The organism is Moorena sp. SIO3E8, from assembly GCF_010692445.1.
GTDB lineage: Bacteria > Cyanobacteriota > Cyanobacteriia > Cyanobacteriales > Coleofasciculaceae > Moorena > Moorena bouillonii.
Genome location: NZ_JAAHHM010000026.1, coordinates 26,736 through 49,929, shown reverse-complemented (window position 1 = coordinate 49,929; position 23,194 = coordinate 26,736). Strand labels below are relative to the sequence as shown.

Annotated in this window: 31 protein-coding genes; 3 read left to right on the top strand and 28 right to left on the bottom strand. The window is 43.9% G+C overall.

Annotated elements, in window-relative coordinates; genetic code table 11:
- Positions 1–47 precede the first annotated feature (47 nt).
- On the bottom strand, positions 48–194 hold the full coding sequence (locus F6K46_RS14170) for a hypothetical protein (protein ID WP_198953931.1): 147 nt from the start codon (positions 192–194) through the stop codon (positions 48–50).
- A gap of 160 nt (positions 195–354) precedes the next feature.
- Positions 355–540, bottom strand: coding sequence for a hypothetical protein (locus F6K46_RS14165; RefSeq protein WP_293056775.1), 186 nt, complete (start codon positions 538–540; stop codon positions 355–357).
- 194 nt (positions 541–734) lie between these two features.
- Here F6K46_RS14165 and F6K46_RS14160 point away from each other — a divergent pair, with 194 nt between their 5' ends.
- Positions 735–1,571 carry a Uma2 family endonuclease gene (locus F6K46_RS14160; RefSeq protein ID WP_293056759.1) on the top strand — a complete coding sequence of 279 codons (837 nt, stop codon included), beginning with the start codon at positions 735–737 and terminating at the stop codon, positions 1,569–1,571.
- A 202-nt stretch (positions 1,572–1,773) separates the two neighbouring features.
- Here F6K46_RS14160 and F6K46_RS14155 read toward each other — a convergent pair whose 3' ends face one another.
- Complete coding sequence (locus F6K46_RS14155) at positions 1,774–2,571, bottom strand: DUF2993 domain-containing protein (protein WP_324611003.1); 798 nt, start codon at positions 2,569–2,571, stop codon at positions 1,774–1,776.
- 849 nt (positions 2,572–3,420) lie between these two features.
- Between F6K46_RS14155 and F6K46_RS14150 the strand changes: the two genes are divergently transcribed.
- Positions 3,421–3,846, top strand: coding sequence for a hypothetical protein (locus F6K46_RS14150; protein WP_075895697.1), 426 nt, complete (start codon positions 3,421–3,423; stop codon positions 3,844–3,846).
- 246 nt (positions 3,847–4,092) lie between these two features.
- Here the strand turns inward: F6K46_RS14150 and F6K46_RS14145 are convergent, their stop codons facing one another.
- A complete protein-coding gene (locus tag F6K46_RS14145; protein ID WP_293056708.1) occupies positions 4,093–5,424 on the bottom strand; it encodes an AAA-like domain-containing protein in 1,332 nt (443 codons plus the stop codon).
- 742 nt (positions 5,425–6,166) lie between these two features.
- Here F6K46_RS14145 and F6K46_RS14140 point away from each other — a divergent pair.
- Positions 6,167–7,957, top strand: coding sequence for an adenylate/guanylate cyclase domain-containing protein (locus F6K46_RS14140; RefSeq protein ID WP_293056700.1), 1,791 nt, complete (start codon positions 6,167–6,169; stop codon positions 7,955–7,957).
- A gap of 523 nt (positions 7,958–8,480) precedes the next feature.
- Here the strand turns inward: F6K46_RS14140 and prfA are convergent.
- The 24 genes from prfA to rplP form a co-directional block, all read right to left on the bottom strand.
- On the bottom strand, positions 8,481–9,593 hold the full coding sequence (gene prfA, locus F6K46_RS14135) for a peptide chain release factor 1 (protein ID WP_293056686.1): 1,113 nt from the start codon (positions 9,591–9,593) through the stop codon (positions 8,481–8,483).
- A 220-nt stretch (positions 9,594–9,813) separates the two neighbouring features.
- Complete coding sequence (rpmE, locus tag F6K46_RS14130; protein WP_293043940.1) at positions 9,814–10,062, bottom strand: 50S ribosomal protein L31; 249 nt, start codon at positions 10,060–10,062, stop codon at positions 9,814–9,816.
- A gap of 359 nt (positions 10,063–10,421) precedes the next feature.
- Positions 10,422–10,835, bottom strand: coding sequence for a 30S ribosomal protein S9 (gene rpsI, locus F6K46_RS14125; RefSeq protein WP_293056676.1), 414 nt, complete (start codon positions 10,833–10,835; stop codon positions 10,422–10,424).
- A 5-nt stretch (positions 10,836–10,840) separates the two neighbouring features.
- Positions 10,841–11,290, bottom strand: coding sequence for a 50S ribosomal protein L13 (rplM, locus tag F6K46_RS14120; RefSeq protein ID WP_070390670.1), 450 nt, complete (start codon positions 11,288–11,290; stop codon positions 10,841–10,843).
- 214 nt (positions 11,291–11,504) lie between these two features.
- Complete coding sequence (truA, locus tag F6K46_RS14115) at positions 11,505–12,338, bottom strand: tRNA pseudouridine(38-40) synthase TruA (protein WP_293043944.1); 834 nt, start codon at positions 12,336–12,338, stop codon at positions 11,505–11,507.
- 61 nt (positions 12,339–12,399) lie between these two features.
- Positions 12,400–12,750 (bottom strand): 50S ribosomal protein L17, encoded by a 351-nt coding sequence (gene rplQ / locus F6K46_RS14110; protein WP_293020882.1) that lies wholly within the window; start codon positions 12,748–12,750, stop codon positions 12,400–12,402.
- Between the two features lie 103 nt (positions 12,751–12,853).
- Positions 12,854–13,798 (bottom strand): DNA-directed RNA polymerase subunit alpha, encoded by a 945-nt coding sequence (locus F6K46_RS14105; RefSeq protein WP_008191164.1) that lies wholly within the window; start codon positions 13,796–13,798, stop codon positions 12,854–12,856.
- 152 nt (positions 13,799–13,950) lie between these two features.
- The gene (rpsK, locus tag F6K46_RS14100; protein WP_008191167.1) at positions 13,951–14,343 is read right to left on the bottom strand and encodes a 30S ribosomal protein S11; all 393 of its coding nucleotides are present in this window, start codon (positions 14,341–14,343) and stop codon (positions 13,951–13,953) included.
- Between the two features lie 186 nt (positions 14,344–14,529).
- Positions 14,530–14,913, bottom strand: coding sequence for a 30S ribosomal protein S13 (gene rpsM, locus F6K46_RS14095; RefSeq protein ID WP_008191169.1), 384 nt, complete (start codon positions 14,911–14,913; stop codon positions 14,530–14,532).
- Positions 14,914–14,984: 71 nt separating this feature from the next.
- Positions 14,985–15,098 carry a 50S ribosomal protein L36 gene (gene rpmJ, locus F6K46_RS14090; RefSeq protein WP_075895709.1) on the bottom strand — a complete coding sequence of 38 codons (114 nt, stop codon included), beginning with the start codon at positions 15,096–15,098 and terminating at the stop codon, positions 14,985–14,987.
- 102 nt (positions 15,099–15,200) lie between these two features.
- Complete coding sequence (gene infA, locus F6K46_RS14085) at positions 15,201–15,425, bottom strand: translation initiation factor IF-1 (protein WP_008191178.1); 225 nt, start codon at positions 15,423–15,425, stop codon at positions 15,201–15,203.
- Between the two features lie 326 nt (positions 15,426–15,751).
- On the bottom strand, positions 15,752–16,315 hold the full coding sequence (locus F6K46_RS14080) for an adenylate kinase (protein ID WP_293056666.1): 564 nt from the start codon (positions 16,313–16,315) through the stop codon (positions 15,752–15,754).
- A gap of 127 nt (positions 16,316–16,442) precedes the next feature.
- Complete coding sequence (secY, locus tag F6K46_RS14075) at positions 16,443–17,783, bottom strand: preprotein translocase subunit SecY (RefSeq protein ID WP_293056651.1); 1,341 nt, start codon at positions 17,781–17,783, stop codon at positions 16,443–16,445.
- Positions 17,784–17,827: 44 nt separating this feature from the next.
- Positions 17,828–18,277, bottom strand: coding sequence for a 50S ribosomal protein L15 (gene rplO / locus F6K46_RS14070; protein WP_293056637.1), 450 nt, complete (start codon positions 18,275–18,277; stop codon positions 17,828–17,830).
- A gap of 99 nt (positions 18,278–18,376) precedes the next feature.
- Positions 18,377–18,898 carry a 30S ribosomal protein S5 gene (gene rpsE / locus F6K46_RS14065; protein WP_293056634.1) on the bottom strand — a complete coding sequence of 174 codons (522 nt, stop codon included), beginning with the start codon at positions 18,896–18,898 and terminating at the stop codon, positions 18,377–18,379.
- A gap of 114 nt (positions 18,899–19,012) precedes the next feature.
- Positions 19,013–19,375, bottom strand: a complete 363-nt coding sequence (gene rplR, locus F6K46_RS14060; protein ID WP_293056630.1) for a 50S ribosomal protein L18 — start codon at positions 19,373–19,375, stop codon at positions 19,013–19,015.
- A 3-nt stretch (positions 19,376–19,378) separates the two neighbouring features.
- Positions 19,379–19,918, bottom strand: coding sequence for a 50S ribosomal protein L6 (rplF, locus tag F6K46_RS14055; protein WP_293056614.1), 540 nt, complete (start codon positions 19,916–19,918; stop codon positions 19,379–19,381).
- A 259-nt stretch (positions 19,919–20,177) separates the two neighbouring features.
- The gene (gene rpsH / locus F6K46_RS14050) at positions 20,178–20,579 is read right to left on the bottom strand and encodes a 30S ribosomal protein S8 (protein WP_293056602.1); all 402 of its coding nucleotides are present in this window, start codon (positions 20,577–20,579) and stop codon (positions 20,178–20,180) included.
- 23 nt (positions 20,580–20,602) lie between these two features.
- A complete protein-coding gene (gene rplE / locus F6K46_RS14045; RefSeq protein WP_070390679.1) occupies positions 20,603–21,148 on the bottom strand; it encodes a 50S ribosomal protein L5 in 546 nt (181 codons plus the stop codon).
- Positions 21,149–21,304: 156 nt separating this feature from the next.
- Positions 21,305–21,667 carry a 50S ribosomal protein L24 gene (gene rplX, locus F6K46_RS14040; protein ID WP_293056594.1) on the bottom strand — a complete coding sequence of 121 codons (363 nt, stop codon included), beginning with the start codon at positions 21,665–21,667 and terminating at the stop codon, positions 21,305–21,307.
- Positions 21,667–22,035, bottom strand: coding sequence for a 50S ribosomal protein L14 (gene rplN / locus F6K46_RS14035; RefSeq protein ID WP_070390681.1), 369 nt, complete (start codon positions 22,033–22,035; stop codon positions 21,667–21,669). Before rplN ends, rplX begins: the two co-directional genes overlap by 1 nt.
- Positions 22,036–22,187: 152 nt before the next feature.
- A complete protein-coding gene (rpsQ, locus tag F6K46_RS14030; RefSeq protein WP_293056588.1) occupies positions 22,188–22,436 on the bottom strand; it encodes a 30S ribosomal protein S17 in 249 nt (82 codons plus the stop codon).
- Positions 22,437–22,444: 8 nt separating this feature from the next.
- Positions 22,445–22,729 (bottom strand): 50S ribosomal protein L29, encoded by a 285-nt coding sequence (rpmC, locus tag F6K46_RS14025; protein ID WP_293056576.1) that lies wholly within the window; start codon positions 22,727–22,729, stop codon positions 22,445–22,447.
- A 3-nt stretch (positions 22,730–22,732) separates the two neighbouring features.
- Positions 22,733–23,152, bottom strand: a complete 420-nt coding sequence (gene rplP, locus F6K46_RS14020) for a 50S ribosomal protein L16 (RefSeq protein WP_075895717.1) — start codon at positions 23,150–23,152, stop codon at positions 22,733–22,735.
- Between the last annotated feature and the right edge of the window lie 42 nt (positions 23,153–23,194).

Sequence of the window (23,194 nt, the reverse complement as noted above, 5' to 3'; positions counted from 1 at the left end):
TTCTAATAAGTCAAGCTCAATCTAAGTCTTCGCTAATATATCGGTATCTATTCCTTTACAGCCATACTTGAACGCACTGCCCAGGATAGCTTTAATAGATTTATGTTAATATACTGATTAAGAGGTTTACTATACTGTTTTAATTCTTGCTTAGATAAATCAGCATCTTCCAATTCTTCTTCCACTAAAGCCATAAATTATTTTAATGCTTTACCCAAGAGTTTCTTCTGGATATTTTGATCCGATAGTCCGGTATACTCTTTGATGGATTCTTTGAAGAAGTCGTTGGTGTAGTCTTCTAGAGCTTATTTGGCCAACGGACCAATCACCTCTTTGGCGAGATAGCCACCAGCACTAGAAATTCCCCAAACTGCTAACCAATCCAGGATGATATTGGTAGTTGTTTTTTGGTTTATTTATCATTTCATTATAGAGCAAAGGGAGTAGGGAGTAGGGAGTCGGGCATCGGGAGTCGGGCATCGGGAGTCGGGAGTCGGGAGTCGGGAGTCGGGAATCGGGAATCGGAACAGCGTTTTTCATAACTATTAGGTGCGCTTGACCAATGAAGAATTAAATTCGCCACGGGTCGCACCTGAGGTACACAGGATTTTTCTCTTTCCTGTTCCCTGTTCCCTGTTCCCTGTTCCCTGTTTCCTGTTCCCTACTCCCTACTCCCTACTCCCTACTCCCTTGCTAAGATCAAACTCATCAGTCGGAAAAATTGAGGTAATCTCATGTCACTTGCCAAACCCTCATTTAAAAAAGTTATTCTCCCTCATCCGGCCAAAGAAACCCTGCCCACCATGTATGATTTACCCAGTGAAGATCCAGAGGAGCCGGGTTTGCCTGACGAATTTCATATTTGGCAACCACAACTGTGTAGTGAAACATTTCGCCCTCCCAATTATGACAGCGAAAGGGTGTTTGTCGCCAGTGACTTAAATTTATATTATGACCCCAACCATACCGCTTGGTATAAACGACCGGATTGGTTTGCCGTAGTAGGGATTTCCCGATTCTACCAGGGACGAGAGCTGAGAATGAGTTATGTGATCTGGCAAGAAGAGGTCAGACCAATTGTGGCGATAGAGTTGCTCTCTGCGAGCACCAGAGATCAAGACCTCGGTTACAGTGAACGAACGGCAGAACCACCCACCAAATGGGAAGTGTACGAGCAGATTTTAGCTATTCCCTACTATGTCACCTTCGACCGAGTCAGCGATGAATTGCGAATTTTTAAGTTAGATGGCGGCAGCTATCAACCCCAAACCATAGACAATTCTAAGTTTTGGATCCCTGAGTTGCAATTGGGTATAGGGCTATGGCTTGGTCAATATCGGGGATTAAATCGATTGTGGCTACGTTGGTATGATCAACATGGGAATTGGATTCCCACTGAGGCAGAACGAACCGAACTTGAACGGCAACGAGCTGAACAAGAACGTCAACAGAAGGAATTGGCTCAACAACGAGCTGAACTGGCTCAACAACGAGCTGAACTGGCTCAACAACGAGCTCAACAACTAGCAGAACGGTTACGACAGATGGGTATTAATCCCGATGAAATTTAACCCCTGTCTGAGTGTTTCTGTAAGCTAATGCGCTACGCGCACGCTACGCCAACAGTTATCAGTTATCAGCTATCAGCTATCAGTTTATGGGCTAATTGAGGTGCTATCAGCGATTAGCGCTACGCGCACCGCTGACTGCTGACCGCTGACTGCTGACCGCTGACTGCTGACCGCTGACCGCTGACCGCTGACCGCTGACCGGTCAAGGATTATTGGGGATGTGATCGATTTGGGCGTAGCCACTGAAAACTAGCTTTTTCCCTTGGGTCTCTAGACGATTGATGCGCATAGTGACACCATCAAGGTTGAAGCGGTCTAGATCCACCATATTGTTCAAGATCTCATCCAGGGCTATTGTCAAAGTTTTAGATATCTCTTGTAACGACTCTGGTATTTCATTAGCTTGAAACTGGGAGTCTTTAAACAAAATCCGCCGTCGCCGCTCTACTCCGATGGTAGATGTCATACTAATCGGTACTATGCCGTAATTGGGTAGGTCAGCCTTAGCAAATAACCGTAGACCATTGTTCGGTTGCAGCTGAACTTGCACCTCGGTAAAGGAAACCGGAGCACCACCAGATAGTGCGGTTAACCCTGGTGTAGAAAGGTTTTCCAGCCGCTTTCTTACTAGTTGTGCTTTAAAGGATTGGTTGATGTCAGCTTCAGTCAGAATAACTTGAGCGATCGCTTGAGTAGGTTGCTTCAGAGAAATCTTACCCTGAAGCACTGAGCTGAAATCCAGAGAAACAGCATCAGTTTCAAAGGACATCTCCTCTGTGCGGAATTCCCGACGAATCACTAAACCACGACCACTCATTTTGAAGCTATCGATACTACCTTGTAGCAACTTGCTAGAGGGATAGCAGCGCACAGAAACATCTACCGATTCGCTTGTGGTAAACAGGTGGCGAATGGTCTTGCTGGCAACTGTATTGAGCAGTTGTTCACCCCAGTCGGTGCCAGAATTATTTGTACCGGTGAAGCCACCTAACATAACCATCTTGCATCCTGCGAGAGTTACTTCTACATTTGTAACAAAATGTGAAGAACTCAGCAATCGATCCTAGGTATGAAAGTTATTTGGTTATTCCCCATTGACTTTCAGTGTAGGGCAGGTTAATGAGTTATTCACCTTTAGTGTCCAGTGCAGGGTAGGTTATGTGCTTAGTTATCGGTTAATAGGCTCTAGTCTCTCAAACGTGTTAGCTCCAGAAGTCTCGGTTGTCGGGCTTTCGTTGTATTGGTTTAATTGTAGGGCTAAAGGGGTGAGAAGCCAGTCTCAACCTTTATAGCATTTGTCATAGTTATCAAGTACATTCAATTTTCTTATCCAATCTTGATGGACTCGCTCATGGAGGGGAACCCATCATGAAGGCCCTGGCTCCCCAATGGCTGCGCTGCTCCCTACTCCGAAGCTCCCTACTCCCTAACAACCAGAGCCTAAGTACCTGACCCAATTGAGAATTGCTTTATAATCCTTGACCTAATTGTTTACTTTCGTAAAATGTAGCTTAATATAATTAAGGCTTTATAATACTTGTAAAGGTTAGTCAAGAACAAAAATTAACCTAAAGTTGCGGTCTGTAACGTAATTAATGGTATTGGTATGAGTATCAATGATTATCATTGACCAATTACCCCTTACTAAACTCAGTTACAGCAAAGACTCCAGGTCAATACAGCAACCAGAGCTTTTTTTGTTCTCCTACTTTGTAAGCACCCCGCTCGCCCATAAACGAGGCAATAACACCAATAGTTAATCCCACACCTCCGCCAGCGGGTAGGACCAACGGGCTAATCTTGCCCGAATAGCTAAAAAACTCGGTTAAAAACTTCTAGGTATACGATTATGAGCGATAGCACTGTGAGCGATAGCACTGTGAGCGATAGCACTGCAATCAATGAAAACACTACCGCAGTTCAGCTAGCAGAAGCTCCAGCACAGGAAACCTCTGCCTTAGATACAATTCCCCCTTTACCTGGAAACCGTCCCATTGCTCCTAGTGAGCTTCATATTAGTGAAACACAAAGCATAATGGGACATCGACCAATTGATGCCAGTAATCTCCAGGTATTAGAAACGATGTCTGTAATGGGAGAGCGCCCCATCACCTCTAGCAACATTGAGGTACTCGGTATCATGAAGGTGTCTGGAGAGCGGCCAATTGCTGCTAGTAATCTTCATCTTGATGAAATAGAGTACATCATGGGCAAACGTCCCATCGCCCCAAATGATGTTGATGCTGATCCACAGCTGATGGGTTATTTAGATTAAATTCAATCACCCTTCGCTGTAGCGATCGCTCTGAGCAATTGTTTGTTCCAAAATTCCCCTGTTTCAAAACAGGGGAATTTTGCGCGTTTCTTAATAATGGAATGATTTGAATAGTTTTGTGGAACGCAATTTTTAAATTAAGAATTAAGAATTAAGAATTAAGAATTCAACATTCAACATTCACCATTCACCATTCAACATTCAACATTCTTAAAGACAACCTTAAACCTTGGCCAAAAGGCCACGCTACGCGAACAACATATCAAGGTGTTCTAAAAAATAGTGACGATATAAATTACAACATAGTGTGACTTTATTTCTCTGAACACTAACCAAACCCATACTCTGTAACTTATAGATACTGATTGGATCGAGCTCAACTCCCCTATCTGCTGTAACCACCTGTTTAAGAGTAGTAGCTAAATCAGGATTTTCCCTAATTACACTTAAGTGTTGCCGCAAATAGTCACTATAAATTCCCGTAGCAGTAGCTGCTTCAGCGAGTAATTGTTCTAGGCTAATATTATGATAAGCCAAATGATAGAGAGCAAGCTGCACTAATCCCGGATGTCCCCCCACCATAGCCATCAGTTTGTCAGCAGCTTCACTATTTGACCAATGTAATCTATAAAGCTGAGCTAACTGTTGGATTTGCTGTTTGTTAAACTCGGGTAACTTAATCGGTAATCCCACATTAAACGGAGATTGGGAAGTTTCCAGAGCAACATAAATTTCTGTCGAGTAAACCACAATTACCCGCAGCTTTCGCCACACCGGTAGTTGTTTAGCTTCCTCATGCCAAGAACGCAATAAAGGTAAAAAATCTTTAGCAGTTTGGGTATGCTCAAACAGCCGATGGACTTCATCCATTGCCAAAACCAGGGGATGGTCTATTTTTTCTAGGATATGTTCTTGTAAGTAGGTCATACAGCTGACCTTACTGCCTAGGTCTTTATCCCAATAGTTATCGAGTTGGTGGGGAAGCTGGAGTTGGTAACTGATGTTAACACATAACCAGCGCAATAGCCGGTCTAAATTGCTTAAAATGGCGGTTTCGGCTTGGTCAAAATTGAGGTATAATTGGCGATATTGTTTTTCTCTTGCCTGGTCTAATATTCGCAATAGCAAAGACGTTTTTCCTGTCTCTTTTGGTCCTGTAATCCGGAGCAAACTTCCGGGTTGGTGAGTGGCTTGATAGCAAAGCTCTTCAATCGGAGGACGCTCTATATAAAGGTGAGATGGTAGGGGAAGTGCTCCACTGGGAAATTCAGCAATTTTACCTAGGCATTGACGGCGGTAATATTGCTCAATTAGCTCTTGATGGTAGGGAGTAATCGGCGTTGTTTCCAGAGTGTTCCGGAAATTGGTTTTAGTGATCGCTTTGCCAAAAATGTCTCCCAGTAATCGCCACAACTTATAGGCAGTCTTTCTGAGGTATTCAGGGCCATAGTGTGCTTCGATCGCCATATCGGTATAGGTTTTTCCTTCCCAGGCTTGGTGCAATATCCATTCCTGAAGTGGAGTTAACTTGATTTTCTCAACACTTTTGAGGATGTCAAGTACCTGATCAATAGTCATCACTAAGAGTTCCCCAATATCTCAAACGACACTTTAACGGTTTCTGACAAGGCAGACAATTAATTTAGGTTGATTAGCGTGATTAAACTGGCTACACTTGCTAGTTGACAAATACATACTATTATGTATGGTACTGGCATGCCTATCAAATGGGTGTCTTGGGATAGTTGACAAATAACTAATTTAAAGGTAAGCATTTGGTTTTAGGTAGATTGTCTAGGGAATTGGGGGTTAATGGAGTGGATTAATCAGATAAATTTCCAGCAGATTGGGTCAATAGTGTAGCCAAATCCTCAAAGCAATTGGCTACATTTTTATGTTGACTGTAGAGAGTACTATCGCCACAATGCTATATGTTGCTCCAAAAAATAGAGCTTGTCTGCTAAATCCATAGGTCGAGCGGTTGGTAGAAATAAACGAAATAAATCGCTTGTTAGTGGTTTACTGTTGATGGCTAAAAGTTAGCACTCAACGGTCAACGGTCAACGACTAATAGTTTAGCGACTAATAGTTTATCTTTAATTTAAACCTGTTATTTAATACGATAAATTAATAAGCATACCAGCTTTTGATATGAGTAGAAAAAAAACGAGAATTTTCAGGAATTACTTTTACTAATTAAATATAAGTTTTCAAATAGTTTTGTATGAAAAAACCATTAATAATTATTTGTATTGATAATGATACATCAGTTCTAAATAGCCTAAAAAAATTTCTAAGTAAGACTTTTGTAAAAGAATATATGATTGAAAATTTTGAAGGTAGTAAAGGGGTTGTAAAGTTAGTCGAAGACTTGCGCAATGATGAGTATGAAGTGGCTTTAGTTTTGGCTGGTGCTGTTATCCCTGATCTAAAAGGGGATGACTTATTAAACATAGCTTATTTTTTCGATAACCAAACTCTCAAAATTATGCTGACGGGTGATCTGGATTTAAAAGCTACAGCCAAGGCAATTCGGTATGCAAAATTATATCGTTACCTAGGGAAGCCTTGTCCATCTGAAGACCTTAAATTAACAGTCATAGAAGCCATACATAGTTATCTTCTTGAGGAAACACTGAAGGCACAAAATCGCCAACTTCAGGAACTCAATAAGCACTTGGAAAAAATAATCTGTGATCAAGCAGCACAGATTTCAGAATATACTACAGCACCAGAACAAGCTAATCAAGAGTGGCAGAATCTGAGTGCTATAAACCGTCAGCAAACTGTTTTAGTGGACGAACTACTAGAGAACCAGTATCAATTGACTCAGTTCCTAGAAAGGATGCCTGTGGGTGTGGCTGTGTTTAATGATAAGGGGATACTAGAGTTCCTAAATTATAAGGCGCGGCAGTTATTCGGCAAGGGAGTCGTGCCATTAACTACAGCTGAGCAAATGCCAGAGGTTTATCAACTGTATGTTGCCGGAACAAATCAGCTATACTTTGCTGAAAAATTAGTTGCTGTAAAGGCATTAAAAGGTGAAAACGCCACCCTTGATGATATTGAAATTCACCAAGGGGACAAAATTATCCCTATAGAAAGTTGGGGAACACCTATCTTTAATGAATTGGGCGACATTGCCTATGCTATCGTAGCTTTTCACGATATCACTCAAAGCAAAAAAGCAGAAGCAGAACACAATCGCTTGATGCAGGAATTATCGCAAGTCAATCAAGCTTATGCAAGCTTTGTCCCCCATCAATTTCTCCAGTTATTGAACAAACCAAGCATTGCCGATGTCCAATTAGGGGATCATGTTCAGCAAGAGATGTCCGTGCTATTTTCCGATATTCGCTCCTTTAGCACCCTCTCGGAAAGTATGACACCTGAGGAAAATTTTGAATTTATCAATACCTATCTTTCTCGTATGGAATCTGCCATCACAGAAAATCATGGCTTTATTGATAAATACATGGGGGATGGGATTATGGCTCTGTTTAACGAAAGTGCTAATCATGCGGTCAACGCCGGAATTGCTATGCTAAAGTCCCTAGCTGACTATAATCAATCTCGGCGAAGCTCAGGACACCCAGCCATCACCGTTGGGATTGGCATCAATACTGGTTCGTTGATGCTAGGAGCAGTGGGAGGAAAAAATCGGATGGATAGCACTGTCATCAGCGATGGGGTCAATTTAGCGTCTCGTTTAGAAGAATTAACGAAACGTTATGGGGTGCCGTTATTAATTACTCAGCATACTTATTGGAAGTTAGATAATCCCTTAGCTTATGCCATTCGCTTGATTGATCGGGTACCAGTCAAGGGGAAATCGGAAATGGTGACAGTTTATGAAATCTTTGATGCCGATAAACCTCAACTGCGAGAAGGGAAGTTAATTACTCGCAGCAAATTTGAACAAGCCTTGGTACTTTATAATCTCCATTATTTCTCCAAGGCATCAGTTCTGTTTCAGGAGTGTCTACGCTTGAATCCAGGAGATAGTGTAGCACAAATTTATCTTGGACAATGTCAACTTCATACTCGTCTCTCTGGAGTGACTAAAAAGATGGGTTTCAAGCCCCGTCCTTCTAGGACGGCTTTCAAGTAATGTGCTAGAATAAGAGAGTGGCCTAACACAGACAGGATTCGTCGGTACTGTCATAATTTCACGACGTAAAGCGATGTTAGCACTTGAGGCGCGAAAAACCTCATTAAAAACGTATGGATCCTAACAGATACCGACAACCAGTAAAGCAAACTTTGAAAACAAAAGTACCGTGGGGCACACGGAAACTGAGGAAACTCAACGCTTAGGGAGACAAGCCCACTGGGGTTAGTTAAATTAGGCTAGATGTTTGGTTTTTAACGGGCATTTGGCTTAAATATTGCCTTTGACGGATAGCTAATTTTAAGGCATGTCGAGGAACTAAGAATCCCCGTTCTTACTTCGGCGGGGAGTGTCAATAAAATCAAGCAACACTTAAAATCTAGTTGACAAAATTTTGATTATGATTTAATACACAAACCTAACAAAACACTGTCGTTTTTGAGTCTGGGCTTCAGTTAGAGTAAACCCCAGATCAGGCAAGGCTTTTAGCTAAAGGCGCGAGAAGCCTTTAGCTAACTTGGCATCAAGTTAAAGATTCACCGTTGGATGTAGAAGATGCCAATTTTTCCAATTGCTCCTGCTGGTCTTGGCTAATGCAAGATTGAATCACTCCCTCCAAGTCCCCCTCCAGCAAAGGAGCGAGGGAATAATTTTGACCCAGTCGGTGATCGGTGACCCGATTATCTTTGTAGTTGTAGGTGCGGATTTTCTCAGAACGAGCCCCTGTACCAACTTGGGAACGCCTCATCGAGGTCACCGCTTCCTGTTGTTCCTGTAACTTGATCTCATACAGCTTAGCCCGGAGAATTTGCATAGCTCGCTCTCGGTTTTGTAGCTGAGATCGTTCTTCTGTACAAAAAATGCGAATTCCTGTAGGTTTGTGGTACAAATCAACTGCCGTTTCCACTTTGTTTACGTTCTGACCACCAGCACCACCAGAACGGGCTGTAGAAATTTCGATCTCCTTGGGGTCTATGTCCACATCCACGTCATCAACTTCTGGCATCACGGCTACCGTTGCTGTTGAGGTGTGAACTCTACCGCCAGCCTCAGTAACAGGTACTCGTTGGACTCGATGAACCCCAGCTTCAAACTTCAGCTTGCTGTAAACTTGGTCTCCCTGAATTTCTAATATCGCCTCTTTGAAGCCTCCCATATCCGCCAGAGACTCACTCAATAACTTTACTCGCCAGTTTTGACTTTCGGAATAGCGTGAGTACATCCGTACCAAGTCCCCTGCCCAGATACTTGCTTCATCGCCACCAGTTCCTGCCCGAATCTCTAGCATGATATTCTTTTCATCATTCGGGTCTTTAGGCAAGAGTAATATTTTAAGTTCTCTTTCCAGATGCTCTAGCTTGGTCTGGAGTTCCTCAACTTCCAGAGCTGCCATTTCTTGCAATTCTGGTTCACCAGCCGATTCTTTAAGGATTTGCCGTGCTCCTGCCAAATCCTCTTGGGTTTTCTTCCAGTTGTCGTAAGTAGCAACAACTTCTTCTAGGGAGGAACGAGCTTTTGCCACTCGTTGCAACTCATTGGGGTCAGTGGCGATATCTGGATCAGCCAGACGCCTTGTTAACTCATGGTAGGTTTGCTCGACAGAGTTTAGTTTTTCCAGCAGGTAGGTTTCAGCCATGGTTTATGCGATCGCTCTCTTGAAATAGCCTCAGAAGTTAGGAAGGATGAAGTATAAATTTATGAATTATGAAGTGGGAAGTATTAAGTGGGAAGTTTAACTCCTAACTGTTTATCAAGTTTTTAGTCAACCTTAAGTTAGCCATCGCTAAACCCATTTCATCGTTCATTCCTCCTGGTTCATCTTTTATCCTTCATCCTTCACCCTTTAACTTTAGGAGCTATTTCTTTGTCCCATCAGAGCTAGCTGTATTTTCGTCCCCATCCAGCATGCCATATTTCCGCATAAAGCGTTCAACTCGCCCTTCCGTATCAATAATTTTCTGGGTTCCTGTGTAGAAGGGATGATTACCAGACCAAACATCTACGTGAAGTTCTGGCTGAGTTGAGCCAACGGTCATCACAACTTCCCCGTTGCAATAGACTTTGGCTTCTGGGTACCACTCTGGGTGAATATCTGGTTTTGGCATAGTTCCTCCTTTGCTTTGTATTTTACTATATAATTAGCTAATTTTCCATTGCTAATTGTTAAATTCTGGTAAGGATACGCGCTACACCACAGGCTAGAAGCCTGTGCCACGTACGCTAATTGAGGTGCTATCAGCCCCTTAGCAGTCAGCTTTTCAATCCTGTCAAACTTAGGCATGTGGCTTAATATTGCCCATACATTAGCTATTGTGGACAACCCTTAATCAGCTAATTTATTAGCTTATTTATTCTTGCTTTTAGCTAAACGTTTATTCGGAATGGCTGATAGCTGATAGCTAAGGTTTGAATGCTTACAAATTTTTAATTACCATGTTGAATTTTAAATTAGCCAGCTGATAATTTATCGCTTCGAGTATTGGGGGGCTTTCCGAGCTTTTTTCAATCCATATTTCTTGCGCTCTTTTGACCGTGGGTCACGAGTCAAGTAGCCTTCTATTTTAAGAGGTTGGCGGTTTTCTGGGTCTAGTTCGCACAAGGCTCTAGCCACCCCTAGACGCACAGCATCAGATTGTCCCGTTAAGCCACCACCGTGGGCATTGACTAGGATATCGTACTCATTTTCCAAACCTAAGGTTTCCAAAGGTGCTTTCAGGCTGGCTAGGTACATGGGGTTAAAATTAAAGTAAGCGTCCCCTGGACGTTTATTAACAATCAACTGACCGCTACCGGCAACCAAACGCACTCTAGCCACTGATGACTTACGACGACCAGTTCCCCAGTAAACAGCGCGACCTGCTTGTTCTTCTGCTTGCATTGGTTTTAGCCTCCTGGAATTGTTTTAATAGTTAGTTCTTGGGGTTGTTGTGCTTCATGGGGATGGGTCTGACCAGTGTAAACTTTCAGCTTCTTGAAAAGTTGGCGACCCAGAGAGTTTTTAGGTAGCATACCCTTGACAGCTTTCTCGATAATTCTTTCAGGTATACGTGCTTGCAATTGAGCAAAGGTTTCTGTCTTCATACCGCCAGGACGACCGGAATGGCGGCGGTATAGTTTTTGCTCCCGTTTTCTGCCAGTTACCATAACTTTTTCGGCATTGACAACAATCACGAAGTCACCAGTATCCATGTGGGGAGTGTAAGTAGGTTTGTTTTTCCCCCTCAGAATGATGGCAATTTCACTAGCTAGTCGTCCTAGACGCTGGTTGGTGGCGTCTACAACGTACCACTTTTTTTCAATTGAGTCTTTAGTTGGGATGTGGGTTTTTTCCATCAGTTCAATCAATATCAGGTTTACGGTTGGTTTGAAACGTTCAATGTTGGTTGAACGCGCACGCGTGTCCTACAGGCCAGGCTTCACAGGTTGTTCTTGCCCAGGGAGCCCTTGTCGGTTTGGTTGACAGGCTAAAAGTCAACTATTGACAGATTAAAGGTTTCATGTTATACATCTGTAAAACTAACCTTAAACATAGTTACCCCTGTAACCTTCAACCCGTCAATTGAGGTAATATAAATTTGGGTTGAGCATCATACCATATTTCTGGGGGAAAGGGGCATTCTGGGTAGCCAACCCTTAGCAAGCACAAGCCTTTTGCTGGGGAAGCGTGTTTCACTTTGTCCCGCTGTTGGTTAACCCAGATGTCAGTAAACTGTTCTGGGGTTAGCTTCCCTATTCCCACTTGTACTAGCATTCCTACCAACAGACGCACCATACCATATAGAAATCCGTTAGCTTGAATTTCTATATGAATAAATGATCCATTGCGGTAACATTCGGCTGCTTGCACATTTACCCAGGAATGCGATCGCCCCGAGTTGCTTCGGTGAAAGGCTGCCAAGTGATGCTTACCCAGCAGTGGTTTTAAGGCTGCCTGGATCAGGGATTCATCAAGGGGAGCTTGATAATAGTGCCAACAAAAGGGTTGCACAAACAAGTTAGGGCAGGCGTCGGTATAGATTGTGTATCGATAACGACGCCAGATGGCACTAAACCGAGCATGCCAGTCTGGTTGTACTAATGCTGATGCTCGGACTAAGATATCCTCTGGCAGTCTACTATTGAGTATGGCTGCCCAGCGATGGGCTGGTATTGGACCTGTGGCATTAAAATGAGCGACTTGGGCAGCAGCGTGAACCCCTGTATCAGTACGACCAGCACCATATAGGGTTATGGCTCGCTGTTGCACGGTGGACAGAACTGTTTCGATTTCCGACTGAACACTGCGATGCTTTGGTTGTCGCTGCCAGCCATAAAAGTTATTACCCAGGTATTGAATAACCAGGGCAATTCGCTGGATAGCTTTAGCATCGTTGGCAGACATCATGGATTAACGATTAACAATTGACATTTTTAATGGTTAATTGCTTTAATGGTTAATTGCCTCAGACTAGTTCAATAATAGATATTTCAGCATTATCACCACGACGCCGCACCGTGCGCAGAATTCGGGTATATCCGCCATTGCGATCGCCATATCGCTCGTTCACTCCAGCAAAGAGGGAGTGAACTAACTTTTTGTCGTAGAGATAGGCAATTGCCCTACGTCGGGATGCCAATGAACCATCCTTGGCCAGGGTAATGATTCGCTCCACCTCCGAACGAATGGCTTTTGCCCGAGCTTTAGTGGTAGTGATTCGACCATGACGCAGTAATTCAGTGGTCAGGGATCTCATCAGAGCCCGACGTTGATCTGCTGGCTTGCCCAGTTTTGGCACACGACGCCCGTGACGCATTTTTTAGCTTCCTCCTTTTTTTTGAACAAGATTTGCCTTTATTCCTAGGGTTTAGACTAGCTACTTGCGTGCTTCTCCAGTCCCTTAAGTTTAATTGTTGTGGTTAAGTCTTAGCGGATTTTTCGTGGGGCAGTGTAATTCCTAGACGTCGTTGCAGAGCTTCAATCACTTCTTCAGCCGACTTTTGACCAAAGTTTTTGATTTCTAGGAGGTCTTCCTGACTATAATCGAGCAAATCGGATACAGAATTTATCTGTGCTCGTTTCAGGCAGTTGTAAGCCCGAACCGAGAGTTGTAATTCTTCGATCGGGATTTGGCTGGTGGGATCGTCATCATCACCATAGTCATCTTTAATAGATTCGAGATTAATATCCTTGAGAGGATTGAACAGATCCACGAGGGTACCAGCCGCTTGAGATAGAGCTTCTTGGGGAGTTATACTACCATTGGTCCAGACCTCTAAAGTTAAGCGATCCTTTTCCAGAGCACCATCAATGCGAGTATTCTCAACGCTGTAATTTACTTTAGTCACCGGCATGAACACAGAGTCAATCTGGAGGAAATCTACCGCTGTTGATTCATCATGCCCCCGTTCCACAGAGCGATATCCTGTACCTTTTTCGATGCGGAACTCCATTTCCAGCTTAGCCCCTTCTGCTAAGGTAGCAACATACTGACCTGGAGCAATAATTTCCACCTCCGAGGGCAAATCAAACTGAGCAGCTCTCACAGTGGATGGCCCAGTAATCATCACTCGACCTATCTGAGGTTGAGAGGTGTAGCTTTTTAGGACAACTTCCTTCATATTCAGCATAATTTCCAGGACATCCTCTCTGACTCCCTCAATTGTGGCAAACTCATTGTTTACGCCAGCAATCCGGACAGCCGTCACTGCTGCCCCTTCTAGGTTGGACAGCAAAACTCGTCTGAGGGCGTTGCCAACCGTTGTGCCTTGACCACGTTCGAGAGGCTCTAGGACAAATCTGCTATACTGACTTTGGTTCTTCAGTGTTTTGGATTCTACACACTCAATCTGAAACTGCGCCACAGAGTGACCTCCCTCTATTCATAAGACCCCTTTAACCGAATACAGGTTGAAGGGATAGTAAGCCAAAGGGTAAAAAGGGTAAGAAGTTCCTGATGAACCTCCTCCTTTCAAGCTACTTTCCTTTCAACCTAACGGTCGCAAAAAATATACTCTTATACTCGACGCCGTTTGGGTGGACGGCAGCCGTTATGAGGAATTGGAGTTACATCCCTGATTAGGGTGATTTCCAGTCCGGCTCCTTGCAGGGCCCGAATAGCGGTTTCTCGACCTGCTCCTGGTCCACTCACCATCACTTCCACCTGACGCATACCTTGGTCTATGGCTCGTCGGGCAGCACTGTCAGCAGCGGTCTGAGCAGCGAAGGGAGTTCCTTTTTTTGCCCCCTTAAATCCACTAGAGCCAGCTGAAGCCCAAGAGACTACATCCCCTTTGGTGTCAGAAATGGTAACGATAGTATTATTGAACGTAGACTGGATGTATGCTATTCCATTGGGTACATTGCGTTTCTGCTTTTTTGTACCACCTTTTTTTGTTGGTCGCGCCATGTCACTTGACTTTACTCTATGGGTGATTGATTATCTTGGGGTTGAGTAACCTGTACAATTTTTTCGAAAGTCTTTTGTCCAAAGTCCTTTGTCCAAAGTGACTAACAGAAGGTCTCCTGGCAGTTACTTTTGACGAATGACCAATGACAAGAAAGCTGTGGTGGATAGTTGGGCTGACTAGAGCTATTACTTCTTAGCCGGTGCTTTTTTCTTTCCAGCGATAGTCACTCGTCTACCGCGACGGGTACGGGCATTAGTGCGGGTTCGCTGTCCTCTCACGGGCAGTCCCATGCGATGACGACGTCCGCGATAGGTACCAATATCTACTAGGCGCTTGATGTTCATTGACTGCCAGCGCCTTAAATCCCCTTCCACCTGATAATTTTTTTCGACAGCTGCTCTGAGGGCAGCCACCTCCGCATCGGTCAAATCCTTAACCCTCGTATCTGGGTTAACTCCTGTTGCTGCTAAAATGTCTTTAGACCGCGACAGACCGATTCCATAAATGTAGGTCAGACCTATTTCTACACGTTTATCGCGAGGTAGGTCTACACTGGCAATCCGAGCCACGCTTGGTTCTCCCTTGACTGAAGTTTTGTGCTACAAATTAAATGTATGGATTAAGTGTATGGATTTGAGATTTATCCCTGACGCTGTTTGTGCTTGGGATTGGGGCAAATTACCATAACTCGACCGTGGCGTTTAATTACGCGGCACTTCTCACACATTTTTCTGACAGATGGTCTAACTTTCATCTCTTGGTTTTTTTGACACAATGCAGTTGGTTATTATATCTTTTTTTACGTTGACTTGTCAAATTTAACTTATTTTAAATAAAACAGAAGTCGCTGCTAGTTTTACTTCTTACGCAGGCGGTAGGTAATCCTGCCTTTGGTTAAATCGTAGGGGGTTAGTTCAACTTTGACCCGGTCTCCAGGCAGAATTTTGATGTAATTCCGACGAATTTTACCGGAAATATGAGCTAGGACATTAAATCCATTGTCCAAGTCAACCCTAAACATGGCATTCGGCAGGGATTCAGTCACCGTGCCTTCCATTTCAATTAAGTCTTGTTTAGCCAACGTGTTTTAACCTCAATACAACTATCCCCCTATGTTCTAAATTTTGATTATTTAATTCAGGGAGTCTTAACATATTTTATCAAATCCAAAATTATACCAACTAAAATACTTTTCCAGCAACTTTGGAGTAGCGGGGTCAGGGAAGCCTTTTTCCCGTGGCCTAGCTCAAGGCATAGGTTACACCGGTCGAACCATGATAATAACCATTAGTCTAATTATTAGGCTAATGGTATTAGGTATTAGCTACAAGAAGGTCAGATGATAGCTCCCATGGCCCAGGCAGGGGGGTTTCTGACTTTCTGCTGAACCGGCTTAGCCTAAAATCATTACCCTAGAACCTGTTTAATCAATTCGGTTACTTCCTCTAAGGAGATATCACCATTAACCGATTTTAAAGCGGAGTGTTCTCGGTAAAATTCCACCAAAGGAGCTGTTTGATGGTTATAGACCTCAAGACGTGTGCGGATAGTTTCCTCATTATCATCTGTACGTCCCTCCTTACGACCCCTTTCCAATAGTCTGTCGATCAAAACCTGATCTGGAACTTCCAGGTTGATGGCACCATCCAAAGTTTGGTCAAGCTCTTGCAACAGGTCATTCAAGAAATGGGCTTGGCTGACGTTACGGGGAAAACCGTCTAAAATCCAACCTTTTTGAGCATCAGGTTGATTTAGGCGATCGCGGATCAGATCTATGAGCAACTCGTCAGGAACCAATTCTCCTTTATCCATATAGGACTGAGCTTTTTGACCCAGGAGGGTTTGAGCACTTACAGCCCCTCGCAAAATTTCCCCGGTGGAAATGTGAGGAATCCCTAGTTGTTCAGCCACAATTTTGGCTTGAGTTCCTTTACCTGCTCCTGGAGGTCCTAAAAAGATTAATCTTTTCATGTGTCATGTGTCATGGGTGATGTGTCAGTTGGTTTTTGTCCTAGGCAATGAAAAACAACCAACTGACCCGAAAATTTGAGGCTCATCCACCTAAAAAAGCTGCTGCGCCCATTGCCCAATAATCGCTTTACTGCTTGACCATACCTTCGTAACGCTGGGAAATCACGTAGGTTTGAATTTGCTTGGCTGTGTCGATGGCAACCCCCACCAAAATCAGCAAGGATGTGGCACCTAATCCTCTAAATGTGGTTACACCAGTGGCGCTTTCGACTGCAGTTGGTACTACAGCTACCAGTCCTAGGAAAATTGCTCCTAATAAGGTCAGTCGGTTCAAAACTCTTTCTATATATTCACTCGTAGCCCTTCCTGGTCGAATACCAGGGATACTCGCCCCCATTTTCTTCAAATTCTGGGACATATCTACTGGGTTTATAATCAGGGAGGCGTAGAAGTAGCTAAAGAATAAAATCAAGACTAAATAGACAGCAACATAGACCCAAGGAGTTTGACCATTGGGGTTGAGATAATTGGCAATCTGGATTAGGACTTGATTGATTGAGCCTAACAATCCATTGCTATTATCGCCACTAGTTATCCCAGCTAGGGATGTGGGTAGGATTAAGACGGCTGAGGCAAAGATAATTGGCATCACGCCACCTTGGTTTAGCCTTAGGGGCAAATAATTTTTCCGCTCCCGGTAAAGGCGCTTACCAACTTGACGTCTGGCAGTAATAATCGGAATTCGTCGGCTTCCTTCTTGCACAAAGACAATACCGACAATCATGACTAGGAAAACTAACAGCAGCACAATTACCTTACCCACCGTTTCTCGACCACCGGTCTGAGCCAGTTCAATGGTTTGACCCAAGGTGCGGGGCAAAACAGCAACAATATTGACAAAAATCAATAGTGAAGCTCCGTTGCCAATACCTCGTTCGGTAATTAACTCTGATAGCCACATCACAAACATAGAGCCAGCTGTGAGGGCAAGTACAGTTTCAAACACAAAGAATGCGCCTGGTTCAACAGCAAAGCGCTGTGCCCACAACGATAAGCCAATACTTTGAATCACAGACCAGCCTAGGGCAACATAACGGGTAATCTGACCGATTTTTCGACGCCCTGCTTCACCTTCATTTTTCTGCAAATTTTCTAAAGAAGGAATTGCTGCCGTTAGCAGTTGTAGGATAATCGAAGCATTAATATAAGGCAAAATTCCCAAGGCAAAAATCCCTAGGGCGGAAAAACCACCACCAGAGAAAAAGTCCAAAAGACCGACAAACGGGCTATTCTGGAGTTCTGCTGAAAATCTGGCTCGATCAATTCCTGGTACAGGAAGAAAGACACCCAAGCGGGCTAAAATTAACAAACCAACGGTGACAAGCAGCCGACCTCTAAGGCCAGCCGCTTGAGCCATTTGCATAAACGTCTCTTGAGCAGTTGGGGCTTTGTCTCGACTGACTGTCATTTAAGGTACCTCTTGAAGATACAGGAGCATAAGGGCTAAAGGGGTTACTTAGCTATAACTTCCCAGCTGCCACCAGCCGCCTCGATTTTTTGGCGGGCACCACTTGTAAAGGCAGCAGCTTTTATAGTGAGTGGCACATTCAGCTCACCATCACCGAGTAGTTTCAATGGACCATCATTGGTGGTGACTAAACCTGTCTCCAACAATGATTCCAAAGTTACCTCAGTATTGGCGGGAAGTGATGCCAACTTACCTACGTTGATTGTAGTGTAATGTTTGGGGTTAATGACCGTAAAGTGTTTTAACTTGGGGATACGGCGATATAAGGGCATCTGACCCCCTTCAAAACCAGGTCTTGTCCCTCGACCTGAACGGGATTTTTGACCACGCATTCCAAAACCGCAGCTAGCCCCTTGACCAGCGGCAATGCCACGACCTACACGGCGTCGGCGCTTTTTGGAGCCTTGTTTGGGGACTGCATCATTGATTCTCATCGTTTTTTGTAAGGATAAAAATTTTTTTTGAAGATTGACGGTTTACCATCAGCCGTCAATCTTTAACAGATTACTTTTATTTCTAGCTACCTAGCTTTTTTATGCATAGATTTGTTCAAGGGGAATGTCTCGTTCTTGAGCCACCTCTGAAAATGTGCGCAGGGAATCAAGAGAGTTGATTGCTGCTCTAGCATTATTGAGGGGGTTATTGGAACCAAGCTGTTTAGCTAAGACATTTTTAACTCCAGCTAACTCAAGTACTGTGCGCACAGCACCACCAGCAATAACACCAGTTCCGGGAGCCGCAGGTCGCATGATCACTTTTGCTCCCACAGCCCTACCTCTAGATGGGTGAGGAATGGAATTAGTTTTGGTTAAGGGTACATCAATGAGTTGCTTTTTAGCATCAGCAACTCCTTTACGGACAGCACCAATTACATCACTGGCTTTGCCTACACCAACCCCCACCTGACCTTTTTCATTACCTACAACTACGATGGCGCGGAAGCTCAATTTTTTGCCCCCTTTGACCACCTTACTAACGCGGCGGATTTGGATAACCCGCTCTTGCCAAGTACTTTCTTTTTCTTTAGAGCGGTTGCTTTTTCTACGATTTGCCATAGTTCGCTATAGATTAAATCATGATAGTAATTTATCAAAGATTAGCTAATTGATCGTTGCTAATTTTTAACTGTTAATTGCAATTTTCAGTTGTCAATTTTTAATTAGCATTTACTAAAAATCTAGCCCTGCTTCACGAGCAGCTTCTGCTAAAGCTTTGACACGACCATGATATAGGTAGCCTCCACGGTCAAAGACCACTTTCTTGAGACCTTTTTCTAGTGCTCGCTCGGCCACCAACTGACCCACTTTAGCTGAGGCTTCACAAGTGGCTCCAGATTTGAGTTCAGATCTCAGAGCTGGTTCTAACGTTGAAGCTGCCACTATGGTATGTTGCTGATTGTCATCGATAACTTGCACATAAATGTGCTCATTAGAGCGAAACACAGCTAATCTTGGGCGTTCAGCAGTACCACTGACTTTCCGGCGTACCCGCCTATGTCTGTGTCGTATAGATTCTTTTCGAGTAAGTTTCATAGTTTACTTCTTACCTGCTTTACCAGCTTTACGTCTTACTACTTCACCGGCATATCGAATGCCTTTACCTTTATAGACTTCTGGGGGTCGAACTGCACGAATTTTTGCAGCTGTGTTGCCTACAACTTCTTTGTTGATGCCACTGACAATGACGTTGGTGTTGTTTTCAACTTTGACTTCAATCCCCTCAGGAGGAACGATCTCCACTGGCTGGCTGTAACCAACGTTTAAAATTAGATTTCGACCTTTCACTTGAGCTCGATAACCGACTCCCTGAATGTCCAAACGTTTTTCAAAGCCTTTGGATACTCCCTCAATCATGTTGGCCACCAGAGTGCGAGACAAACCATGACTTTCACGGGCGGTTCGGGTTTCTTCGCGCCGGGAAACCTCTACAGTTTCACCAACTTGCTCAGCTTTAATTGTATCTGGCAAAACCCAATCCAGTTCACCTTTGGAACCTTTGACCTTCACCTGTTGACCGTCTATTTTTACAGTAACTTTACTGGGAATTGGTATAGGGCGCTTGCCAATACGTGACATAAAATTATCCTCCTAACTAAAGAAGTATGAACTATAAAGTATGAAGTATGAAGTATGAACTATGTCATGAATTGGTTAATCAGCTAATCCGATCAATCCTAGGTTGTTATCGGACCGTTTGGCATATTGAGCTGATTATTCATCGAACTGATGCTCTAATCTACAGGGGCTTTCAGCTGATAGCTGACAAGCTTAGATTTGTAAGTAGCGAGTCAGCTGACTGCTCTTAGTAGATCCTTCATCCTTCATCCTTCATCCTTTACCATACGTAACACAGAACTTCACCACCAATTCCCCGACGCCTTGCTTCCCGGTCGGTCATGATGCCATTAGAAGTAGAGATAATAGCAATCCCAATCCCTCCCAAGACTCTTGGCAGTTCTTTACGGTTGGAGTAAACTCGCAATCCCGGTTTACTCACCCGCTTCAGGGATCTGATAATTGGTTTGCGATTGTTGCCCTTGTATTTTAGGGAAACAACTAAGTATCTTTTGACCCCTTCGCCTGCTTCCTCAAAATCAGTAATAAAGCCTTCTTCTTTGAGTACTTGGGCAATCGCCCGGGTCATTTTAGTTGATTGTACATTTGTTGTTTGATGCCGAACCAAGCAGGCATTTCTAATGCGGGTCAGCATATCTGCAATTGTGTCGTTTGCCGGCATTGTTCCTTCCTATGATTACAGGCTTATTTATCCCGGAAAGGCATTCCCATCTCTTTGAGTAAGGCGCGACCTTCTTCGTCAGTGTTGGCAGTGGTGACTATGGTAATATCCATACCACGAATCTGATCGATACTGTCGTAGTCTACTTCTGGAAAAATGAGTTGCTCTCGCACCCCAAGAGTGTAGTTACCACGACCGTCAAAGCTTCTAGGGCTAAGACCCCGAAAGTCCCGAATTCTTGGCAGGGCTAAGTTAATTAGCCGCTCTAGAAAGGAGTACATACGCTCTGAACGGAGGGTAACCGTGACACCAACAGGCATCCCGGCACGGATTTTAAAACCCGCGATCGCTTGTTTTGCTCGTGTGACCACCGGTTTTTGACCGGTGATGATGGCAATTTCGCTTACCGACGATTCCAGAGCCTTGGCATTTTGAGATGCCTCTCCTAATCCTCGGTTAAGACTAACTTTGACTAATTTCGGTACTTGATGAATGTTTTTGTAACCGAATTGCTCTTTTAATTTGGGGACTATTGTTTCCTGGTATAGGATTTTTAACCCTTTTGTCATAGTTTTTTTCCTTTGATTTCCCTGGGCTTGGTCAGGGCAATTGTCATTAGTTATTAGTCATTGGTCATTGACCATTAGCCATTAGTAACTGCCAAGAGTAATTTTTTTGTTACTTTTTTGAGTACTGAGGACTCAGGATTAAGCACTAGGGACTAATTAGTCAATAATCTCACCAGTTTTTTTGAGCATCCGGACCTTACGACCATCGTCGGTAAAGGTATAGCAGATGCGGCTAGCAATTTTTTCTTTATTCGAGTAAAGCATGACGTTGGAGCTATGGATTGGAGATTCAAACGTAGCAATTTGACCTTTCTCACCTTCCTGTTGAGGCTTGACATGCTTAGTTTTGACGTTAACTCCTTTGACTACTACCTTGCTAATTTTGGGTAGCGTCCGCAAAATTTCTCCAATTTTGCCTTTATCTCGACCGGCAATCACTTGTACCGTGTCGCCCTTTTTAACGTGCATTTTGTAGCGTAATGGGGTATCAGTTTGTGCCTTCTTGCTTGTACCTACCATCAGAGTACCTCCGGAGCAAGGGATATAATTTTTGTGAAGTTTTTCTCTCGCAGTTCCCGTGCTACAGGGCCAAAAACGCGGGTACCTCTGGGATTGCCATCTGCGTTTATGATTACTGCTGCGTTGTCATCAAAGCGAATACTCATACCGCTTTCCCGACGTAGCCCCTTGCGGGTGCGCACAATCACAGCCCTAACTACATCTGACTTTTTGACACCCATATTTGGAATGGCATCCTTGACCACACCAATAATTACATCACCCACACCACCGTAGCGCCGATTTCCTGCACCAATAACGCGGATGCACATTATTTTTCTGGCTCCACTGTTGTCAGCAACGTTTAGGTAGCTCTCTTGTTGAATCATCAGTGTCCCTCCTCTAATAGAGTAATCAGTTATGATTTAAACGAGTTATGAGTTAAACCTTGGGTTTGTTTCCAATTCCAAAAGGATTTTCTTCCGAGATCTCACGCACATTTGTAGGTCGTGGAGAACCCACATCGACTAGGGTTAACTCGCTATTTTGAGGAACTACTGACGATTTCAGCAACCATCCAGCGTTTGGTACGACTCAGTGGTCGTGTTTCTTTAATCCGAACGCGATCGCCTTCTTTACATTTATTTTCCTCATCATGAGCTTTGTATCGCTTGGTACGCACAACAATTTTGCCGTACTTTGGGTGGGGAGACCTATTTTCAATAGCCACCACCACAGTTTTGTCCATTTTGTCGCTGACCACCAGGCCAACTCTCTCTTTTGCTGCCATACTATTCCTTATGCTTCTGATTCTGATTGTGGGGTATCACTTTGTTCTGATTGTGGGGTATCACTTTGTGAGATATCTGTTGATTCTTTTTGTTTAGCGAGTTGGCGTTCTCGTTCTACTGTCATTAGCTGAGCGATTCGGTGCTTAAGATGCTTAAACTGGTGAGGTTTTTCTAAACGTTTGGTTGCCTTTTGCAGGCGCAAGTCAAACAACTGACGCTTAGCTGCTAATATTTCCTGCTCTAGTTCGGCATCGCTCAGGCTTCTAGCATCTTCTATCTTGGGCAGAGCCATAGCTTATACCTTTTCCCCTTCACGAGAAATGAACTTCAATTTAATGGGAAATTTGTTAGCCGCCAGACGCATGGCTTCCCGAGCAACCTCTTCGCTTACCCCAGCGATTTCATAGATAATCCGACCTGGTTTAACTACTGCTACCCAAAACTCTGGGGAACCTTTTCCAGAACCCATACGAGTTTCTGCGGGACGCATGGTGACTGGTTTATCTGGGAAAATTCTAATCCAGATTTTGCCACCACGACGAACGTAGCGCGTCATTGCCCGACGACCTGCTTCGATTTGGCGGGAGGTAATCCAAGCTGGTTCTGTGGCTTGCAGGGCATAATCACCAAAGTTAATGGTACTGCCACGAGTGGCCATACCCTTCATTCGTCCCCGGTGCTGTTTGCGATATTTTGTTCTTTTTGGACTTAACATAATTTGTTCTTTGTTAATTGAAAATCGAAAATTGAAAACTGA

What these genes read in the sequence shown, in the direction of transcription:
- rplN (WP_070390681.1), bottom strand. Translation starts at nt 22,035, where the DNA reads ATGATTCAACAAGAGAGCTACCTAAACGTTGCTGACAACAGTGGAGCC.
- F6K46_RS14155 (WP_324611003.1), bottom strand. Translation starts at nt 2,571, where the DNA reads ATGGTTATGTTAGGTGGCTTCACCGGTACAAATAATTCTGGCACCGAC.
- F6K46_RS14170 (WP_198953931.1), bottom strand. Translation starts at nt 194, where the DNA reads ATGGCTTTAGTGGAAGAAGAATTGGAAGATGCTGATTTATCTAAGCAA.
- F6K46_RS14080 (WP_293056666.1), bottom strand. Translation starts at nt 16,315, where the DNA reads ATGAAAAGATTAATCTTTTTAGGACCTCCAGGAGCAGGTAAAGGAACT.
- rpmE (WP_293043940.1), bottom strand. Translation starts at nt 10,062, where the DNA reads ATGCCAAAACCAGATATTCACCCAGAGTGGTACCCAGAAGCCAAAGTC.
- rpsI (WP_293056676.1), bottom strand. Translation starts at nt 10,835, where the DNA reads ATGCAAGCAGAAGAACAAGCAGGTCGCGCTGTTTACTGGGGAACTGGT.
- rpsH (WP_293056602.1), bottom strand. Translation starts at nt 20,579, where the DNA reads ATGCCGGCAAACGACACAATTGCAGATATGCTGACCCGCATTAGAAAT.
- F6K46_RS14150 (WP_075895697.1), top strand. Translation starts at nt 3,421, where the DNA reads ATGAGCGATAGCACTGTGAGCGATAGCACTGTGAGCGATAGCACTGCA.
- rplO (WP_293056637.1), bottom strand. Translation starts at nt 18,277, where the DNA reads ATGAGAATCAATGATGCAGTCCCCAAACAAGGCTCCAAAAAGCGCCGA.
- rplM (WP_070390670.1), bottom strand. Translation starts at nt 11,290, where the DNA reads ATGGAAAAAACCCACATCCCAACTAAAGACTCAATTGAAAAAAAGTGG.
- F6K46_RS14145 (WP_293056708.1), bottom strand. Translation starts at nt 5,424, where the DNA reads ATGACTATTGATCAGGTACTTGACATCCTCAAAAGTGTTGAGAAAATC.
- rplF (WP_293056614.1), bottom strand. Translation starts at nt 19,918, where the DNA reads ATGTCACGTATTGGCAAGCGCCCTATACCAATTCCCAGTAAAGTTACT.
- secY (WP_293056651.1), bottom strand. Translation starts at nt 17,783, where the DNA reads ATGACAGTCAGTCGAGACAAAGCCCCAACTGCTCAAGAGACGTTTATG.
- rpmC (WP_293056576.1), bottom strand. Translation starts at nt 22,729, where the DNA reads ATGGCTCTGCCCAAGATAGAAGATGCTAGAAGCCTGAGCGATGCCGAA.
- rplE (WP_070390679.1), bottom strand. Translation starts at nt 21,148, where the DNA reads ATGACAAAAGGGTTAAAAATCCTATACCAGGAAACAATAGTCCCCAAA.
- rplR (WP_293056630.1), bottom strand. Translation starts at nt 19,375, where the DNA reads ATGAAACTTACTCGAAAAGAATCTATACGACACAGACATAGGCGGGTA.
- rpmJ (WP_075895709.1), bottom strand. Translation starts at nt 15,098, where the DNA reads ATGAAAGTTAGACCATCTGTCAGAAAAATGTGTGAGAAGTGCCGCGTA.
- rplP (WP_075895717.1), bottom strand. Translation starts at nt 23,152, where the DNA reads ATGTTAAGTCCAAAAAGAACAAAATATCGCAAACAGCACCGGGGACGA.
- truA (WP_293043944.1), bottom strand. Translation starts at nt 12,338, where the DNA reads ATGTCTGCCAACGATGCTAAAGCTATCCAGCGAATTGCCCTGGTTATT.
- prfA (WP_293056686.1), bottom strand. Translation starts at nt 9,593, where the DNA reads ATGGCTGAAACCTACCTGCTGGAAAAACTAAACTCTGTCGAGCAAACC.
- F6K46_RS14165 (WP_293056775.1), bottom strand. Translation starts at nt 540, where the DNA reads ATGAAAAACGCTGTTCCGATTCCCGATTCCCGACTCCCGACTCCCGAC.
- rpsK (WP_008191167.1), bottom strand. Translation starts at nt 14,343, where the DNA reads ATGGCGCGACCAACAAAAAAAGGTGGTACAAAAAAGCAGAAACGCAAT.
- rplX (WP_293056594.1), bottom strand. Translation starts at nt 21,667, where the DNA reads ATGGTAGGTACAAGCAAGAAGGCACAAACTGATACCCCATTACGCTAC.
- rpsE (WP_293056634.1), bottom strand. Translation starts at nt 18,898, where the DNA reads ATGGCAAATCGTAGAAAAAGCAACCGCTCTAAAGAAAAAGAAAGTACT.
- rpsQ (WP_293056588.1), bottom strand. Translation starts at nt 22,436, where the DNA reads ATGGCAGCAAAAGAGAGAGTTGGCCTGGTGGTCAGCGACAAAATGGAC.
- rplQ (WP_293020882.1), bottom strand. Translation starts at nt 12,750, where the DNA reads ATGCGTCACGGGCGTCGTGTGCCAAAACTGGGCAAGCCAGCAGATCAA.
- F6K46_RS14160 (WP_293056759.1), top strand. Translation starts at nt 735, where the DNA reads ATGTCACTTGCCAAACCCTCATTTAAAAAAGTTATTCTCCCTCATCCG.
- F6K46_RS14140 (WP_293056700.1), top strand. Translation starts at nt 6,167, where the DNA reads ATGATTGAAAATTTTGAAGGTAGTAAAGGGGTTGTAAAGTTAGTCGAA.